The organism is Vibrio sp. Evd11, from assembly GCF_900382755.1.
GTDB classification, from domain to species: domain Bacteria; phylum Pseudomonadota; class Gammaproteobacteria; order Enterobacterales; family Vibrionaceae; genus Vibrio; species Vibrio lentus.
The window spans coordinates 70,933-87,688 of record NZ_OSDX01000004.1; the positions used below are offsets into that span (position 1 = coordinate 70,933).

Sequence of the window (16,756 nt, forward strand, 5' to 3'; positions counted from 1 at the left end):
AAACTGGTTAATAATTCTAGGTAGAGTTAGTGGTCAAACAATCTCGGAACACCCGTTTGAACACAAACTTCATTCAAACGTTTTTGTGCCGTCAGTATATTCTCTTTCCAGCGTTCATCTTGAGCCCACATCTCGATCACGAGTGGTACAACGCACTCAGTCTCTTTCAACGTTTCAAAAATTGCATTGAAGTCAACTTCGCCATCACCAATCACTAAGTCTCGAAACTGCCCTTTGTACTCGTCAGTCACTTTATAAGTGTCTTTGAGGTGGATCTGAGTAATATGAGGCTTACTCAGTTTTAGCTCAGTCACTATGTCGTAATTCCAACCAGAGATATTGCCCACATCCGGATACGCCGTGAAATACGGTGAATTAACTTCGCGACTCAGCACTTCGAACTTACTCAAAGAATTCAAGTAATCGGTATCCATGATTTCCACAGCAAGCATTACCCCAGATCTTTCCGCCAACTGCGCTGAAAGCTTCATGCCTTCAATGAACCTCTGGTGAGTCACTTTATCGGCGGGCTCGTAGTAAACGTCATACCCAGCCAATTGGATGGTACGAATACCCAATTTGTAAGCGAGTGAGATAGCTTTTTCCATATGGATAACCGCTTGTTCTCGAATCGCAGGGTCTGCAGATCCAAATGGGAACTTACGATGCGCGCTTAAACACATGGATTGCAGCGGTACGCCGTGCTTTTCACAAAGACGACGCAAGGTATAAACTTCTTCGTCATTCCAATCTAGTCGGCTGCGACGCTCGTCTGATTCGTCTACCGATATCTCAAGAAAATCAAAGCCGAGTTCTTTGGTCTGCTTAAGTTTATCTTCCCAGCTGAGTTCGTTAGGTAGGGCCTTTTCATAAAGCCCTACACGGTGGCGTAACAGGTTTTGATACATAACGCCTCCTAGTTCCAGTAGCGATCGATCTGAGCTTTTAGCGCTTCTGCTGTCTCTTTACCTTTGTCGCCTGCAAGTGCGCGGCCTGCGATAAAGGTTTTCGCTTTAATGCCTTCAAATAGGTAAAGGTCTTCAGGCACGATGCCACCTGTGATAGAAAGCTCGATGCCCATTTCAGACAATGCACGCATCTTCACTAGATCTTCTTCAGTCCAGCCCACACCGGCTAATTCAGCGTCACGAGAACGGTGGTAAATCGCTTGTGAAATACCTAGGTCGACCCAAGATTGAGCGTCATCCATTGTCCAGTTACCATAAATTTCGATTTGGATTTCACCGTTAAATTCATCAGCGACTTTCTTACATGCACTAATGGTTGCGATGTGTGCAGCAGCAGAAACGGTAATCCAATCAGCGCCCGCTTCGAATGCCATACGAGCCAAAATAGCGCCACCATCTGTTGTTTTCATGTCGCACACAAGGATATGGTCTGGGTGATTCTTACGAAGCGTAGAAACCGCCGTCATCCCTTCTGCAAACGCCAAAATAGTGCCCACTTCAATCACATCAACAAAGCTTTCAACGTTGTTTGCCACTTCAATGGCAGCAGGAAGGTTTGTTTGGTCTAGGGCGATCTGAATCATTGGTTTAGTCATGTTGTTATCCTTTAATTTGTTCACGTATTAGACGGGCTAAGCCATCATGGTTGTTATCTGTTGAACACACACGTTGGACGTGTGACTTGACGATGTCATCAGCATTGAGCATCGCTACACCTAATCCGGCGTACTTGAGCATGGATATATCGTTATGGTTGTCACCGACGGCAATGACGTCATCGGCTTGATAACCGAGTTCTGCGATGTATTCAGCAAGGCGTAGGCCCTTACTGTTACCTTTTGCAGCAAAGTCGATTCGATTTGACCAAGAACGCTCACCGTTGAAGTTCTCTTCTATCCATGGGTGTTTCATTAAACGGTCTACTGAGTCTTGGCTACCTTCCACCACAAACTTCCAAACGTGTTCGGCTTGCTGAGCCGTTTCAATGAATGATTCCACTTGGTAAATTTGAGGGCGATGTTGCTCTGGTGCCGTTTCTGCCCAACTTTCCAATGCCAACATGTAGGCAAATGGGTTGTAGTGTGAGTACGTCATGGCATGCGTGATGTACATGACCATTTTGAGCTGAAACTCATCTGCCATATCGATGAAGGTCAGCGCTTTGTCTTTATCTATCGCGTTTTGAGTCAGTACCGTTTCAGTCTGATAGTCGTAAACATAAGTGCCGTTACAGCAGATGATTGGCGTATCTAACCCCAATTCGTAGTAATAAGGTCGTGCTGCTGTGTGGTGTCGACCAGTCACAATCACGACATGACAACTTTGTTTGGCTTCTTGGATCGCCTTTTTCAGTTCTGGATGAATCGTGTGATCATCCTTTAACACGGTTCCATCGAGATCTAACGCCAGCACTTTATACATAGAGTCCTCTCACTTATTCCCTGAAGTCGGGCCTAATCAATATTGAAACTACTTAGAGCCGAAGCTCGTTAAACGGCTTACTTAAACAGCCTACTTAAACGAAAAGCAGATTTACTGTTGGCCGTAATAAGCATTTTCACCGTGCTTACGTAAGTAGTGTTTGTCGGATAGTTCTGGCTGAATTTTGATGCCGCTATTCAAGGTGCGCGTTGCCAACGCCATTGCAGAAACTTCTTCTAATACCACCGCGTTGTGAACCGCATCGTTGGCATCTTTGCCCCAAGAGAAAGGCGCATGTCCTGCAACAATAACGCTGGGAACGGCCATTGGATCGATTCGACGCTGCTTGAACTCTTCAATGATCACCAAACCAGTATTTTTCTCGTACTCTTCAGCAATTTCAGAGTGAGACAATCGACGTGTACATGGGATGTCACCGTAGAAATAGTCAGCATGAGTGGTGCCCAAGGCTGGAATATCGATGCCGGCTTGCGCCCAAATAGTGGCACTGCGTGAATGTGTGTGAACAATGCCACTGACCTCAGGGAAAGCTTTGTAAAGCTCTAAATGAGTTGCGGTATCACTTGAAGGATTAAGTTTCCCTTCAACAATGTTGCCTTCTAGATCGACGACCACCATATCTTCAGCTGTCATATCGCAGTATTCGACACCCGATGGCTTAATCGCTATCACGCCATTAGTACGGTCAAACTCAGAGACATTGCCCCAAGTGAATGTCACCAAACCATACTTCGGAAGCTGCAAATTGGCTTCTAAGACGCGTTGTTTCAGTTGGCTATATTTAGACATAGTTGTCTCCTTACGCTGCTTCCGCTTGCAGTAACGCAGCATCAATTAAACGCGCCACTTCTTCTGGGCTTTTGCATGCGCGAAGTTTTGAGAAGTCTTCATCGAATTCAATTAAGTTCGCCACTTGCATGGTACCTTCGATGTGTTCTTCTGAATCTTTACCCGCTAGCGTGATCAGTACATCAACAGGCTCATCAACACCTTCAAAAGTAATCGGGGTTTCCAGCACGGTTAACGCGAACCCGGTGCGAATCACACCATCTTCAGGGCGGCAATGAGGCAGAGCGAACGCATCGTGAATACAGATGTAAGGGCCTTCTTCACCAATCGCTTTGGTAATCGCGTCGTAGTAACGCTCTTCAGTAACACCGGCTTTAACCAATGCGTCAGTACCTAGCTTGATCGCCGCTTTCCAGTCAGTGGCTTTTGCGTTCAGTAGGATAGAGTTATTCTTGATAAGAGATTCTTTTAAGTTCATGTTATTGCTCACTTATATAATTGTTTTTATTGGCTCAGCAGTGCGATACCACTGAGCCGTTTATCATTATTTGTGGAAGTTGTTCTCGATGATGGAAACAAGCTCGTCGCCGAAAGTTTTCACCATAATCATGTTCTTAACCGCTAACTGTTGCTTACCTTCCGGCAGACCCGTGATCTTCGCTGCAAGCGCAACCGAAGTAACGATGATGTCGAATGAACCAAGGTGCGATTTGTAATCGGTGATAGCGCTGTTAAAGGTCGAGCTTGGGATGCCTTTCTTGTCTAAGTACTCTTTGATTTTCTTAGAGCACATCATTGAAGAGCCTTGCCCTGAACCACAGCACACTAAGACACGGACTGGTTTCTGATCAGCTGCTGGTGAGACTCGAGTTTCGGATGTTGTAGAAGCTGCCGTTGCAGAAGCTGAAGGAGCTTGAGCAGTTGCTGTCGATTGTTGTGGAACCGCGACTTCAACCTCAATGCCCTCAGGTGTTACTGCGGTCATTGTTTCAGCGGCAGCTTCTGCGTCTTCTTCAGCTCGTAGTTGCTTAGAAGCGAAGAACATGTAGACACCAGCCAGAGCCAAAATCACAAAGAAGAACATGCTAGAGCTTGAAATACCTTGCATGATAGGTGGGAAGACCAGAGCCCAGTCAGCCATACCCATCCAGCCGTTAAACTCAGTACCAGATTGAGCAAAGATGTGGATTGCCCAAGCAGAACCAACCACTTCGATGATGCCCATCACGAAACAAATCTTCATTACCGCTTTCCAGCCACCAAAGTGGTTAGCAAACACGCCGATGGTTGCATTCGAGAAGAACATTGGAATAAAGCCAGGAATGATCATGATTGGTGCGTCAAACGCTAACATTGCAAGAACAGCGGTGAATTGACCAACCGCCCCCCACATGAAGCCGAACACCATTGCGTTTGGAGAGTAGGCGTAAATAGCCGCACAATCGATTGCTAACACAGCGTTAGGAATAAGACGTTGAGAAATACCGTTAAAGGCCTCGGACAATTCCGCTACGAACATACGAACGCCGGTGACGATAACTTGAATCGCTACTGCGAATTTCAAACCAGTTTCGAAAATGTAGATAAACCAGTGTGTTTTACCTGCCATGTCTTGAAGGTTATCAAGACCAAACGAAAGAAGAATGATGCCAAAGAAAGCCGTCATTACAAGCGTTGTCGCGGCAATGCTATCGTGGAAAATGTGTAACCATTTAGGCAGTTTGATGTGGTCAACGCTGTCATTCTTGTCGCCAAGCTTAGGAGCAACCTTGGTTGCTATCCATGACGCAAACTGTTGTTGGTGACCTATAGAGAAACCCGCTCCGCCAGTCACTTCTTGAGTGGGCTTGAACATGATGTTTGACGAGATACCCCAGTACAACGCCATCAATATTGCAGAATAGATGATGGTTTCCCACATACCTGCGCCAAGCACGAAGTAGAAAACAGCAATGAGGCCAGCTTGCTGGAACATGATATGTCCCGTCAGCATGATGGTTCTGATACCAGTAATACGGCGGAAGGCAACCAGTAGAATGTTGAGCCCAAGTGCCATTAATACGGCATAACCAACCCAAGAGTAGTTGTCGCCCATAGTTTCCATGGTGGACATCATGGATGTGTACGGGTCAATCACCGACCCTGTCAATCCATGTATTTCACTCATTTTCTCGATAACCGGTTTAAAACCCGCTACCAATGTTCCTGCACCTACCTGCACTATCATGAAACCAACGATGGTTTTAATAGAGCCGGAGATAATAGTTGTTGCGTCACGCTTGAGTAGAATGTAACCCAGACAAGTAACAAGACCGAGTAGCAACGGTGCTTTGGTCATTACCTGACTGTAAAAAATATAGAAAATATCATATAAGAATTCCATATCTTTACCCCTGATTAATTTTTAATTTTAATGGTATGTAGGATGTGATGATGTCTAGTTTTGCTCACGAACTAGACTTTAACAATCAAAAGTAATCATTCAATGCTCACTTGTGATTACTTTGATTTATATCAATTAACCACACCCAGAATGTGCCTAATTGAGCTTCGGATCACACCAAAAAACAACAAGATAAATAAAATCAATTACTTATAAATCATTGTGATTAAGATCTAGTTTTTATAGTAATGTAGTTTGACAATCATGATGGTGATTATTAGAATCAAAACAAATCAAAGGTAATCAAAAGTAATCATCAAATTGTCACAACGACATAAAGAGTGATAAATATGAATGAAGTACAAAGACATAACGGCATTGTGTCGCTATTAGAAGATATGCAGACAATAAACGTCTCACATATTATTGATAAATTTAGTGTTTCACCTGCTACTGCAAGACGTGACATCGCTAAATTAGATGAAGTTGGCCGACTTAGAAAAGTTCGAAATGGCGCTGAACGAGTAGAGAATCAGAAGAGAAAGTGGTCACCACTCAATATCAACAGCACTGAGTTCTATGAAGAGAAAGCTGAGATTGCGCAAGCAGCAGCCGGACTTTGCGAGGCTGGAGATACCGTTGTGATCAACTGTGGTTCTACTGCGTTCCTACTTGGACAACAGTTATGTGGGGAAGATGTACAGATCGTAACGAACTACTTCCCACTCGCAAGCTACTTGATCAACGAAGATCATGACGATGTCATCATCATTGGCGGTCAATACAACAAAGCACAGAACATCTTTTTAAACCCAGCACCTAATTCATTAGGTGGTTATGCCGGAAACTGGATGTTTACCTCGGGTAAAGGCTTAACAGATGCTGGGCTCTATAAAGCAGATATGTTAACGGCGGTGGCCGAACAACAAATGCTAGAGCAGGTCGATAAGCTTGTTGTTGTGGTCGACAGTTCAAAGGTTGGACAACGTACAGGAATGCTATTTTGCAACACCAAGCAAATAGACATTGTTATCACGGGCAAAGACGCTAATCCAGAAGTCGTAAAACTGATTGAAGCTCAGGGGACGCAAGTCATCCTAGTTTAAATCGCAGGGCAAACTAGCCCACAAATAATAATAAATTCAGCTCAGTGCCTTAGTCCAAATTAAGGCGCTCGGCTCCCTACATCCAAAATTAATCAAATTATTGAAATAAAAGGTATTATCATGAGCAACGTAAACGAAATCACTCGCGAGTCTTGGATCCTAAATACATTCCCTGAGTGGGGCACATGGTTAAATGAAGAGATCGAGCAAACTGTCGTGCAACCGAATACATTTTCTATGTGGTGGCTTGGCTGTACAGGCATTTGGCTAAAATCAGAAGGTGGTGCAAACCTATCAATGGACTTCTGGTGTGGTACTGGTAAAAAAACACAAGCTGTTCAAAAAATGAAAAACCAGCACCAAATGATGCGTATGGGCGGTGTTGAAGCACTTCAGCCAAACCTACGTACTGCAATCTTCCCATTGGACCCTTTCGCTATTAAAGAGATCGATGCGGTTATGGCATCTCATGATCACGGCGACCACATTGACATCAACGTTGCTGCAGCCGTTCTACAAAACTGTGGCGAGCACGTTAAATTCATTGGTCCTAAAGCGTGTGTTGATTTATGGATGAAATGGGGTGTGCCAGAAGATCGTTGTGTTATCGCGAAAGTTGGCGACGAGATTAAGATCAAAGACGTCAATATTAAGGTTCTTGATGCATTCGACCGTACTGCACTTGTAACACTTCCTGAAGGCACTTCTTCTTTAGACACTGATATCTTAGGTGGCATGGACGATCGTGCAGTGAACTACCTAGTAGAAACGACAGGCGGTTCAGTTTATCACTCTGGTGATTCTCATTACTCAAACTACTACGCTAAGCACGGTAATGACCACAAGATCGACGTTGCACTGCTTTCTTACGGTGAGAACCCACGTGGCGTGACTGACAAAATGACATCTTCAGACATTTTACGTGCCGCTGAATCTTTGGATTGTGAAGTCGTGGTTCCTTTCCACCACGATATCTGGGCTAACTTCCAAAATGACCCACGTGAAATTGAAATGCTGTGGAACATGAAGAAAGAACGTCTGCAATACGGCTTCGCTCCTTTCTTCTGGCAAGTCGGTGGCCGATACACTTACCCTACAGATAAAGGTCGCATGCACTACCAACACTTCCGTGGTTTTGCAGATATCTTTAAAAATGACCCAGAACTGCCATACCGCGCATTCTTGTAATCATTAAGATCAACATTATTTAGGGAGCGATTCGCTCCCTTTTTTAATCATCGAATAAGGATATTGATATGGTATTGCGTGAGTTCAAAAACCACTTTAGTCGTGGCGACCTTAAAGCCGCAATTGGTGTCGTTTCACCAGGAGCCAATGGTTATTACTTAATGGTGAAGAGTAACAAATGGGGCGTGAACAGTTTTCTCGAGTCCGACAGAAAGATGCAACCCAGAGTGTTTAAGACTCAACAAGCGTTGTTGAACGCGGCAAAAGCGATCGGCTTTCCCTATCACTCCATTGATATTCAACATTTGTAATCACGTATCTAGAGACTTGATATCAAGCGTTCCAGACTTGATTACCCGATCCGAAACATTCCCTTATCCACTCGACAAAAATAATTCTTACAATTAAGCGTTTATATTCATTAATAATATTGTCATCAGACGGCATAATGGTCACAAATCCCTTCAACGAGTCTGGTTATGTTCTACAAGTACCTTTTGCCATTGGCTTTACCACTTACTTTTGTGCTTCCTTCACAGGCCGAAACATTTAATAAGCGAATGGAACGTATCAGACAAGAAAATGCGCTTGCGAAAACCATGACGGACACGCAGGTTAAGTTGATACAAAAAGTAGTGCAAACCAACCACTGCGCTAAGGTGGCATTAACTCATCACCAACGCATTTTAGGTCAATACCAAGTTGAGACATCCTCTTCCGAGTTGTTCGTCAAATGGCGTAAACTTGGCAAGCAACTAGACAAAAAATATGAGACCGATTACCCCGGTTATCCAAAGCATGTTTTTCAAGAATATCCGGCAGCCTCAAGCAAAGTCGATGGTTATTTATTTGCATTGATCGACAACGGTTTAAACGAACAATCTTGGATCGCCAAAGAGTTCAAACAGTGTAAAAGCAACAAGCTGATTTCACGAACTTAAGTTCGAATTAGCGTGAGTTCAAAATAACGCTAATTCGTATTCACCCTAGCTCTAATACTCTCTAATAGAGTAAGAACAGCCCTTCATAACCGCCAATTTGAATCTCAGTCACATACTCACCGATGTTGCCATTTCCATCGACGGGCTTCATTGGCACATCCAGTGTGATCGTCAGCTTTGGCGTTTCATAAAAGCTCATATTCTTACCGTGGAAATCAGTGCGATATAGCACTCGTCCATTGCTAAACTCTCTTGCCAATACCATATCCTCAGGGCCACCAGCCACGACTGAACGTGCAGACTGATACAAGAAATAGGTGTGTGTGGGAGAGAGGTGAGTCAGTCCATTGGGTAGATCGGCGTGCACGACTTCATTCATCGACGAGTCACCGACGATAGTGTAATCCGCAGGCTCTGGTGTACTGGTCGACATCATCAAAGGAATGGCATTAAAGCCGTCAGGTATTCGTGCGTTAGGCTCACCTAAATCGACAGCCAATAACGAACTGGGTTGATAGGCGACGTTTTTGGGCACACCACTCTTCCAGAAATTGTCTTGAGTGGTGTTGTCACTCCCATAGACATAGCTATTGTTCCATTGATTAAAATAGCTGTGTTGCGCGTGATGATTAAGATAGTAAATAGCCAACGCTGAATATTGGTCCTGTTTCCAGTTCTGTTCACTGCTTCCAAAGAACTGAACCCTACCAAAACGAGTCGTCGCTTGGAAAATCACACTTTGATCGGCATACGCCAATGCGGAGTTATCCCAAGATTTAGAGATACCTGAATAGCCACTAAAGCCTGTAGACGGGAACAAATAATGCTCTCTGAGGTACAAGGAACCAGCCTCAACAAGATGAGATTGACCATTACGACCAAACAAATTGGCCGTTCCAATATTCAAAGCAATGAGAGCATCACTATTGAGTGAAGAGAGGCTTTTTAGAAAGTGAGCAAATTGTGTTTTATAGAGCTGATCCGCTTCTGGCGAACCAGCAATCAACCCAAGCTCTTGAACAGTACCGCCCGAATGAACATAGAACTGGTTTTCGCCAAGCAACTTGTTGGTGTCATCATTGTAAGCGCCATTTAGCCCCTGCTCAGCCCAGCTTTGCTGATAGTAAGCGTGAACCGCCGATAAGTAGTCAGGATTAGCGACGTTAGTCAGTGCCCATGAAGAGTTCTGACTCCACATTCGCCCGAATGGCACCACACGAGACTCCCAACGAAATCGAGCGGTGGCTTTTTTATTGGTGCGATTTTTATATTCACTTTGTGACAAGTAATTGTCTTTATTATGATCGGCCGAGACATCAAAACCGCGGATCTTACGCCACTGGCCGATAGCACTGCCATCTGGTGTGACTTCCGGTGCATTGGTTACCTTCACCACCGGAAAACTGTTTCTCAACTTCACATCTTTAAGGTGCGGCCTGTCATCGGCGTTATCACCTTGCCAACGGATTCTCACCACATACAAACGACCGCCATCGCGCACAAAAGTCGAGCCAAAATACTGACCGCTGCCATAGCTGGCGCCGCTACCATCGTATGTGGTTGCCCTAACCCAATTAGATGGAAGATTCCATAGCACAGATTGGTTCTTAGTCATGTTGAGGGTTTTGTCTTTCTTTAAATCCAACACAGACCATTGTGAAACCTGCCCATGGGCATCAACTTCAGTTGGATACTCAAGCCAAAACTGACCACCCGAGGCAAACTGAGAGAACTTCAGCGTCAACCTATCGAACTGCTCGGCGTGATACATATAAAGCGCACCGCCTTGTTCGAAATTCTCAAACACATCTGCATCCCAAGGCGGTTGTTGATAGAGCCAAAAGCCCGCATGGTCTTCACTTGCGGTATAACCGACGATCATGGGCTTGCGATTTAGGAGAGTGTTTTCACCGTGAGTTTTGTCGACTTCAGCAATCACAGTATCTTCAGAGAAGTGCAGGAAGAAATCTTCAAAATTAACGCCATTTAGCGCTGCGTTATTACGAAGATCGTCTTCTAGCCAACCAGAGTTGAGTTCCAACTTTTGGTTGTACATGTAACCAATCGCAGTAATTCGTTCATTGTCAGATTTGTCTGCATAAGAGCCAAACACGATGTCGTTATTGGTAATTTCCCAATCAATAATTTCACGTTCAGACATTGGAGAGTTGTCTAAATCAACAGCCTGCTGATGTAATCCAGGTAAAACAATCGCAGTGCCCGCAGCAAAAGAGTAACTAGCGGTTAGGTATGAAGGAGTGAGAGCTAGTAACCATAAAATGTAGGTTTTCATTATTAAATTGTCCTAATCGATACAGCCGTTACTCGAAATACGAGACGAAAAGTCAGCCAACTTACGTGTCAATTTAGGAATCAAAATACGAAAAAAGTATCGGTTAGAAATGTGCATTGATCAAGCGTCAAGGTGTCTTGTTAACTCGCTATCCAAAAACGACTTTGAACACCCGATTTAAGTCAGTACGTTAGAAAGAAAGCTAAACACTTATAATCTTAATTTTGCTGACAAGCCAAGTATTCGAGTGTCACGATTCTCTGCTTCACTTTTTCTCATTATGAGAATTAAGTCGAACGAACAGTGAATGCACTATAGCCAAAAAAGCAACTCAGTTTGGGAGAGGTTAATCTTGTTGGTCGACGGAAAACGGAACGCGGGAATTGGATTTAATGCATCTAATCTCAGTTTCAATGCCACTCTATTGAAACTCAATTGGGATAGGTTAGTCTCGGAAGCTATATAGGAACAATGACGATAGAGAGTGGTAAATAAAGCAATGTACGTTGACTATCATAAGCGGCTGATTCCGGTTGTCCGCTATTTAGAGAAACACTTTAACGAGCCACTCAACCTAATCGAAGTCGCGGCGTTAGCCAACTTTTCACCCTACCATTTTCATCGCACTTTTAAAGCCGTTCAAGGCGAGACGCTTGCTGATTTCATCAGGCGACTGAGGCTTGAATCCGCAGCTGATGATCTTTTCAAATCCAAGCAACCAGTCCTGAATATCGCACTGGAATATGGTTTCTCGTCCTCACAAAGCTTGGCCAAAGCATTCAAACAGCACTTTGGAGTAACTCCTACGGCATTTCGTGATTGTGAAGATTACCAAGCGTTTTCTGAGTTGACGCGAAATAGCAAGATTGGACACACGTTGCGCAAGAATGGAAACGCAGCAACCGCCAGCAATTCATATACTGACTCCGAACCAACAACATGGAGTAGGACAATGAAAACGCAACAATTCGAACCGTCAAAACTAGCGTATGTACGAGTAACAGGCCCCTACGGACAGGGTTATGAAGAACCAAGTGGTCGTCTTTATCAATGGGCCGAAATGAAAGGATTGGCAGGTAACAGCTGCATCTTTATCTATCATGACAATCCAGAAATCACACCGAACGATAAATGCCGTACTGACATCTGCTTGATGGTTTCAGACGACACTGAAGTACCAAATGGAATCGAATTGAAAGATTTTCCCGGCGGACAATATGCAGTAATGCGCCAAACCATCACCGAGCTAAGCCAATACGCTAAAGCGTGGGACGACCTGATGAGTAAGGTCATAGAGTCCGGCATCGAAACCGAAGACCGACCTTGCTTTGAGCTTTACCACAGCTACGATCAACAAACTCAGCATTCAGACGTTAGCTTCTGCACCGCAATTAAATAACAAAACAAAATTCAGTAACAAAGCCTACCTCGCGTAGGCTTTCGTTCTTTAGTTAACGAACCAATAAGGACTCTTACGAAAGCTTCTTAAAGTCTATGGTTCCACTTCCCCTGATGGTCACGGTCGCAATTCTCTTGTGTATCGTAACTGACGTGCTTATCGATATTCTTCAATGTAATCCCAACCTGACTGAACGCCTTTTGGGTAGCAACAGAGACCTCCTGCTGACCTCCACCCTCTAAGAAGTTCGTTCTATCCTGATTGGTATCGAATACGCAGATGATTTTCAAACTTTGCGGGAATGAAGAGAAATTGACCGTATGAGTCACCCAAAGAAAACCATCGTAGCTTTTCAACGTATCTTCACACACGTCCGTTAACACGTCTCTGATTTGATTCTCGATCTTCTTATCTGATTTACGCATGAAGCAAACTTCCTATTTAACACCTTAAAAAATAAGGTTTTTCGGTCAATATGTCTTAACCGACATTGGACACTGTGGCTGTTTCAAATGCAAAGTATTTGTGGGAGAGAATTGGCTAGAAGATTTAGAGGAAACGTCTCATGCTTGATCACTGGTGAGGCAATCAAACATGAAGCGAATATAGAATTTACGAAGATCTTAGCTCGCCGATTGTTCCCAATCCGTCAGTAACTTCATGATTACGCGAGAGTCTTGATGAGTCGCCATGGGCGCTGCAAGTTGTGTGTCACCTCGCTTAACTGCTTGGCGAACATTACGCACTTGATAATGGAAGCCATCGCCTTGCGCTTCGACTTTCACTTCACGTGTCGACGTCTCATAGATCTCTACGGTAAACGTGTTTTCTGCAGTCGGTAGCCATGGATTTGTGTCGAGAGTGATACAGCCTTTACTACCTAGAATCGTAAAACCATGCTTTAAGCCGTGGTCCTCTGCAGTATGGATTTGAGCAGTGAAGTGGTCGTTGAAGCGCATCATTGCCGATGATTCACAGATATTGCCATCTTGGCCTCGTCGACCGATTGCTGAGATCTGCAGATCATCGAACACGCTCTCACCAAATTGCTGCTGCGCAACAGAATGAATCAGTGACATCGGATAACAACCTAGGTTGTACAACGCGCCTTTGCTCGCAGGGTTCACGAACTGGTCAATTGCCGCAACGTATGAACCCTGAATTGAGCGCACCTCACCAATCTCAACAGTTGCCAACTCTTGATGAAGCTTAGCGATAAGCGGGTGATTTAGATACATCAAACCTTCTGCGAAGAACACGCCAGATGCTTTCACCGCTTGTAGAGCTTGCTCGGTTTTTTCCATATCAACCGATAACGATTTTTCACACAGGATCGCTTTGCCTTTTTGAGCCGCTTTAATCACGTATTCGTGGTGAACGTGATTTGGTAGAGCGATGTAGATAATGTCGACTGACTCGTCTTCAATCAGGGCTTCATAGTTGTTGAAGGTTCGTGTTGGTTGGTATTGGGCTGCAAACTCGTTCAGTGTTTTCTCTGTGCGCCCTGCGACGGCATACAGCTCGCTTTGTGCATCGCCTTTAATCGCATCCGCCATTACGCCTGAGATAAAGCTAGTTCCTAGGATTCCCCATTTCATGACTTAGATCTCCTGGTCTTGTGTTTTGATAGGTCCACGTTGCGTTTCAAATGCTTGTACTAATTCCGTTATATCACGCTCAATAAACGCTTGAGTATGAGGCATTCCAAAGTGCTGATTGATCGCTTCACGGTTAACGTATTGCTCTAGCAAGATCACACGATCGCTTTGGTTTTGATCATAGGTTGCAATCGCTTGTAAGCAGCCCGGCTCACTCTGCATATCTAGGCAAAACTGTTCGATGGCTTCAATCGCAGCCTCAAGATCAATGTTGGTTTTAATCTTAAGTTCTGTAGTAACAAAGATGGTTTCATTCGTTTGAGGCATTTCACGCTCTTATTTTAGTTAATTATCGGTTTACCATTAATATAATTAACCCCTAATAATTGATAAACTCACCTTTTGTTTATTGTTTATCAACCAAGAGTGTTCAATGGATAAGTTAACCAGCATGAAGGTCTTCGTTTACGTGGTCGAGCAAGGCAGCTTTCGCAGCGCCGCAAACCACTTCAACTTGTCGGCGACCATGATCAGTAAACATGTCCATCATCTTGAATCGAGCCTCAACTCTCTACTGATTCATCGCACCACGCGTAAGCAGTCTTTAACCGATTCAGGTCAACTTTATTATCGAGAATGTAAGCGAATTCTTGAAGACATCAGCAATGCTGAAAACCTGATTCAAACTTTAGAAAACCAACCTCAAGGCACGGTAAAAATAAACTGCCCAGTCACCTATGGAAACAAGGTGCTTGCCCCGATCGTGGCTAAGTTCCTCGCGCATCACCCAACGATTAATGTCGAACTCGTGCTGAACAACGACCTTGTCGATCCTTATTCATCCGATATTGATTTGATCGTGCGAATCGGTGACCTATCTGACTCCAGTTTAGTCGCCAGATACTTAGGGGATTATGAGATGTGTTACTGCGCGGCTCCTGAGTACCTTAACCAACATGCTGAGATCTGCGTGTTGGAAGATCTCGCACAACACCCATCGCTTGGATTCAGCTATAGCAGTCGTCGTGATGTGAATGGTCGTGATACTCAACTACGTAATAATCAAAACAGTGAGTCGCAACTCCTAGCCCCTCAGAACCACCAAGCAACGCATAGCGCGGTAAATAAAGGGCAAGTACGTTTGATGTCGAACAATGGGGATGTGTTGCGATATGCTGCCCTTCAAGGCGTAGGCGTATTGTTACAGCCGACTATCTTAGTTGCCGAAGAAATTGAGCGCGGAATGCTATTGGAGATCTTACCCGGCATGGCACCTTTCCCTAAGCCGATTCACTTGCTCTACAAAACCAAGCAACTGTCGTTGAAGAACCGAACCTTTGTCGAATTCTTGTTAGCCACTCTTTCTGAGTAACTAAGCGCTGACGAATTAGCAAAGAGGCTTCTAAGTAACGAAGAGTTTTTTTAAAAACAAAACCGCTAGACTGTTTGCCAATGGCTCATCAAGCACTTGCCAAGATCAGAAGGCGTGGTGTTATGGACGATCATCTCATCACATTGGTTGAACACCATGAAGTGTTTTAGCTCATCGCATAAAGCATGAACCAGCGACTCATGGTTTTTAATTCGCTCTTCCACAACCAAGTTACGGATATTGAGCAAACCACTCTTCCTGTCGACCTTGCAATCCATTCGTGCCACCAGCTCACCTTGCCAGAGAATCGGTAAGCTAAAATAACCAAACTGACGCTTGGCTTCTGGAACATAGCACTCAAGAAGATAATCAAAGTTAAACAGTGATTGCATTCGCTTTCGTTGAATCAGCAAGTTATCAAACGGAGACAATATCTTTAACTTGGTTCTAGAAAGGGGTTGATTCAACAGATCAAACGCACCTGGAAGGACATAATAATCCGAGCCTTGAATATCTACTTTCATCAACTGCTTATCTTCAAGCATCTGCTGGAGTGTTTTCTGAATCAGAGGTTTTGTGTTCTTGAGTAGATAGCTCATTTCCGACGCTATTCCCACACCATTAGCTTCTAAATAACGCGTAATTAGATGATCGATGTACTCTTGTTCCGTTGGTTCTGAGGTATCAATGCCACTCGGCAAAACTCGTTCGGTTAGGTCATACACCTTATGGAAGTTCACTCGGCTCGGCACCATTAAGTCACCTTGCATGAACAAGGTTTCTAGTGCCTGTTTGGCAGGTTTTCCACCCCATCCACCGGGGGTTGGCCTATCTCCTTCAAAGTCTGTCGCCATTAATGGCCCTTCGCTCTCAATGCGTTTGAGAACATGCGCCATCAGTGCATCATCCTTTTTATACCAATGCTTAAGCTTACCGCTCGCAAACCCGTTCTTTCGATGCAAGCTGAAACGGTAGTCACGCATGGGTAAATACGCGGCGGCGTGCGACCAATACTCAAACACTTCTCGACGATCTAACAACTTATCAAGATGATTCAGTTGGTAGTCTTGATTACGATTCCACAGCGTATGATGGTGAGCTCGCTGAATCACCGAAATAGTATCAATTTGCACATAGCCAAGGTTTTCAATCGCAGACAGCGTATTCGACAAGGCGCCGCCATTACGTTGCTTTTTAGGCGGTAACTTTTGCGAAAGTAGTACAATTTTTTTCGCTTGAGCGAGTGAAAGTGATTCCATGAAATTCAGACTCTAAT

The 16,756-nt window shown here is 44.3% G+C and carries 17 protein-coding genes; 6 read left to right on the forward strand and 11 right to left on the reverse strand.

Annotation, left to right across the window (positions count from 1 at the left end; translation table 11 throughout):
• Positions 1-26: 26 nt before the first annotated feature.
• The 6 genes from ED652_RS02550 to ED652_RS02575 all read right to left on the reverse strand — a co-directional run bounded on the left by ED652_RS02550 (position 27) and on the right by ED652_RS02575 (position 5,583).
• Positions 27-908 (reverse strand): L-ribulose-5-phosphate 3-epimerase, encoded by an 882-nt coding sequence (locus ED652_RS02550; protein WP_122053404.1) that lies wholly within the window; start codon positions 906-908, stop codon positions 27-29.
• 8 nt (positions 909-916) lie between these two features.
• Complete coding sequence (locus ED652_RS02555; RefSeq protein ID WP_122053405.1) at positions 917-1,564, reverse strand: 3-keto-L-gulonate-6-phosphate decarboxylase UlaD; 648 nt, start codon at positions 1,562-1,564, stop codon at positions 917-919.
• Between the two features lie 4 nt (positions 1,565-1,568).
• On the reverse strand, positions 1,569-2,390 hold the full coding sequence (locus ED652_RS02560) for a pyridoxal phosphatase (RefSeq protein ID WP_122053406.1): 822 nt from the start codon (positions 2,388-2,390) through the stop codon (positions 1,569-1,571).
• A 111-nt stretch (positions 2,391-2,501) separates the two neighbouring features.
• Positions 2,502-3,200, reverse strand: coding sequence for an L-ribulose-5-phosphate 4-epimerase (locus ED652_RS02565; RefSeq protein WP_016787381.1), 699 nt, complete (start codon positions 3,198-3,200; stop codon positions 2,502-2,504).
• A 10-nt stretch (positions 3,201-3,210) separates the two neighbouring features.
• The gene (locus ED652_RS02570; protein WP_122053407.1) at positions 3,211-3,678 is read right to left on the reverse strand and encodes a PTS sugar transporter subunit IIA; all 468 of its coding nucleotides are present in this window, start codon (positions 3,676-3,678) and stop codon (positions 3,211-3,213) included.
• A 66-nt stretch (positions 3,679-3,744) separates the two neighbouring features.
• Entirely contained in the window at positions 3,745-5,583 is a 1,839-nt protein-coding gene (locus ED652_RS02575; RefSeq protein ID WP_122053408.1) for a PTS ascorbate-specific subunit IIBC, read from the reverse strand.
• Positions 5,584-5,933: 350 nt separating this feature from the next.
• Between ED652_RS02575 and ulaR the strand changes: the two genes are divergently transcribed.
• The 4 genes from ulaR (at position 5,934) to ED652_RS02595 (ending at position 8,818) form a co-directional block, all read left to right on the forward strand.
• Entirely contained in the window at positions 5,934-6,689 is a 756-nt protein-coding gene (gene ulaR, locus ED652_RS02580) for an HTH-type transcriptional regulator UlaR (protein ID WP_122053409.1), read from the forward strand.
• 120 nt (positions 6,690-6,809) lie between these two features.
• Positions 6,810-7,877 carry an L-ascorbate 6-phosphate lactonase gene (gene ulaG, locus ED652_RS02585; RefSeq protein WP_017089479.1) on the forward strand — a complete coding sequence of 356 codons (1,068 nt, stop codon included), beginning with the start codon at positions 6,810-6,812 and terminating at the stop codon, positions 7,875-7,877.
• A 68-nt stretch (positions 7,878-7,945) separates the two neighbouring features.
• Positions 7,946-8,188 carry a hypothetical protein gene (locus ED652_RS02590; protein WP_017089480.1) on the forward strand — a complete coding sequence of 81 codons (243 nt, stop codon included), beginning with the start codon at positions 7,946-7,948 and terminating at the stop codon, positions 8,186-8,188.
• Positions 8,189-8,356: 168 nt separating this feature from the next.
• Entirely contained in the window at positions 8,357-8,818 is a 462-nt protein-coding gene (locus ED652_RS02595; RefSeq protein ID WP_065104417.1) for a hypothetical protein, read from the forward strand.
• A gap of 61 nt (positions 8,819-8,879) precedes the next feature.
• On the opposite strand, the gene ED652_RS02600 is transcribed toward ED652_RS02595, so the two are convergent.
• Positions 8,880-11,111, reverse strand: a complete 2,232-nt coding sequence (locus ED652_RS02600; RefSeq protein ID WP_122053410.1) for a hypothetical protein — start codon at positions 11,109-11,111, stop codon at positions 8,880-8,882.
• Between the two features lie 499 nt (positions 11,112-11,610).
• Between ED652_RS02600 and ED652_RS02605 the strand changes: the two genes are divergently transcribed.
• On the forward strand, positions 11,611-12,510 hold the full coding sequence (locus tag ED652_RS02605; protein WP_122053411.1) for a GyrI-like domain-containing protein: 900 nt from the start codon (positions 11,611-11,613) through the stop codon (positions 12,508-12,510).
• An 86-nt stretch (positions 12,511-12,596) separates the two neighbouring features.
• Here ED652_RS02605 and ED652_RS02610 read toward each other — a convergent pair whose 3' ends face one another.
• From ED652_RS02610 to ED652_RS02620, 3 genes are all read right to left on the reverse strand, one after another.
• Positions 12,597-12,935, reverse strand: a complete 339-nt coding sequence (locus ED652_RS02610) for a Fis family transcriptional regulator (RefSeq protein WP_122053412.1) — start codon at positions 12,933-12,935, stop codon at positions 12,597-12,599.
• Positions 12,936-13,133: 198 nt separating this feature from the next.
• Positions 13,134-14,108 carry a Gfo/Idh/MocA family protein gene (locus ED652_RS02615; RefSeq protein ID WP_122053413.1) on the reverse strand — a complete coding sequence of 325 codons (975 nt, stop codon included), beginning with the start codon at positions 14,106-14,108 and terminating at the stop codon, positions 13,134-13,136.
• 3 nt (positions 14,109-14,111) lie between these two features.
• A complete protein-coding gene (locus tag ED652_RS02620; RefSeq protein ID WP_122053414.1) occupies positions 14,112-14,435 on the reverse strand; it encodes a putative quinol monooxygenase in 324 nt (107 codons plus the stop codon).
• A gap of 106 nt (positions 14,436-14,541) precedes the next feature.
• Here ED652_RS02620 and ED652_RS02625 point away from each other — a divergent pair, with 106 nt between their 5' ends.
• On the forward strand, positions 14,542-15,480 hold the full coding sequence (locus ED652_RS02625; protein ID WP_122053415.1) for a LysR substrate-binding domain-containing protein: 939 nt from the start codon (positions 14,542-14,544) through the stop codon (positions 15,478-15,480).
• A 65-nt stretch (positions 15,481-15,545) separates the two neighbouring features.
• Here ED652_RS02625 and ED652_RS02630 read toward each other — a convergent pair whose 3' ends face one another.
• On the reverse strand, positions 15,546-16,739 hold the full coding sequence (locus ED652_RS02630; protein WP_122053416.1) for a winged helix-turn-helix domain-containing protein: 1,194 nt from the start codon (positions 16,737-16,739) through the stop codon (positions 15,546-15,548).
• Positions 16,740-16,756 lie beyond the last annotated feature (17 nt).

Excerpts from the sequence above, each read along its gene's own strand:
- ED652_RS02550 (WP_122053404.1), bottom strand. The coding sequence starts at position 908 with ATGTATCAAAACCTGTTACGCCACCGTGTAGGGCTTTATGAAAAGGCC.
- ED652_RS02555 (WP_122053405.1), bottom strand. The coding sequence starts at position 1,564 with ATGACTAAACCAATGATTCAGATCGCCCTAGACCAAACAAACCTTCCT.
- ED652_RS02560 (WP_122053406.1), bottom strand. The coding sequence starts at position 2,390 with ATGTATAAAGTGCTGGCGTTAGATCTCGATGGAACCGTGTTAAAGGAT.
- ED652_RS02565 (WP_016787381.1), bottom strand. The coding sequence starts at position 3,200 with ATGTCTAAATATAGCCAACTGAAACAACGCGTCTTAGAAGCCAATTTG.
- ED652_RS02570 (WP_122053407.1), bottom strand. The coding sequence starts at position 3,678 with ATGAACTTAAAAGAATCTCTTATCAAGAATAACTCTATCCTACTGAAC.
- ED652_RS02575 (WP_122053408.1), bottom strand. The coding sequence starts at position 5,583 with ATGGAATTCTTATATGATATTTTCTATATTTTTTACAGTCAGGTAATG.
- ulaR (WP_122053409.1), top strand. The coding sequence starts at position 5,934 with ATGAATGAAGTACAAAGACATAACGGCATTGTGTCGCTATTAGAAGAT.
- ulaG (WP_017089479.1), top strand. The coding sequence starts at position 6,810 with ATGAGCAACGTAAACGAAATCACTCGCGAGTCTTGGATCCTAAATACA.
- ED652_RS02590 (WP_017089480.1), top strand. The coding sequence starts at position 7,946 with ATGGTATTGCGTGAGTTCAAAAACCACTTTAGTCGTGGCGACCTTAAA.
- ED652_RS02595 (WP_065104417.1), top strand. The coding sequence starts at position 8,357 with ATGTTCTACAAGTACCTTTTGCCATTGGCTTTACCACTTACTTTTGTG.
- ED652_RS02600 (WP_122053410.1), bottom strand. The coding sequence starts at position 11,111 with ATGAAAACCTACATTTTATGGTTACTAGCTCTCACTCCTTCATACCTA.
- ED652_RS02605 (WP_122053411.1), top strand. The coding sequence starts at position 11,611 with ATGTACGTTGACTATCATAAGCGGCTGATTCCGGTTGTCCGCTATTTA.
- ED652_RS02610 (WP_122053412.1), bottom strand. The coding sequence starts at position 12,935 with ATGCGTAAATCAGATAAGAAGATCGAGAATCAAATCAGAGACGTGTTA.
- ED652_RS02615 (WP_122053413.1), bottom strand. The coding sequence starts at position 14,108 with ATGAAATGGGGAATCCTAGGAACTAGCTTTATCTCAGGCGTAATGGCG.
- ED652_RS02620 (WP_122053414.1), bottom strand. The coding sequence starts at position 14,435 with ATGCCTCAAACGAATGAAACCATCTTTGTTACTACAGAACTTAAGATT.
- ED652_RS02625 (WP_122053415.1), top strand. The coding sequence starts at position 14,542 with ATGGATAAGTTAACCAGCATGAAGGTCTTCGTTTACGTGGTCGAGCAA.
- ED652_RS02630 (WP_122053416.1), bottom strand. The coding sequence starts at position 16,739 with ATGGAATCACTTTCACTCGCTCAAGCGAAAAAAATTGTACTACTTTCG.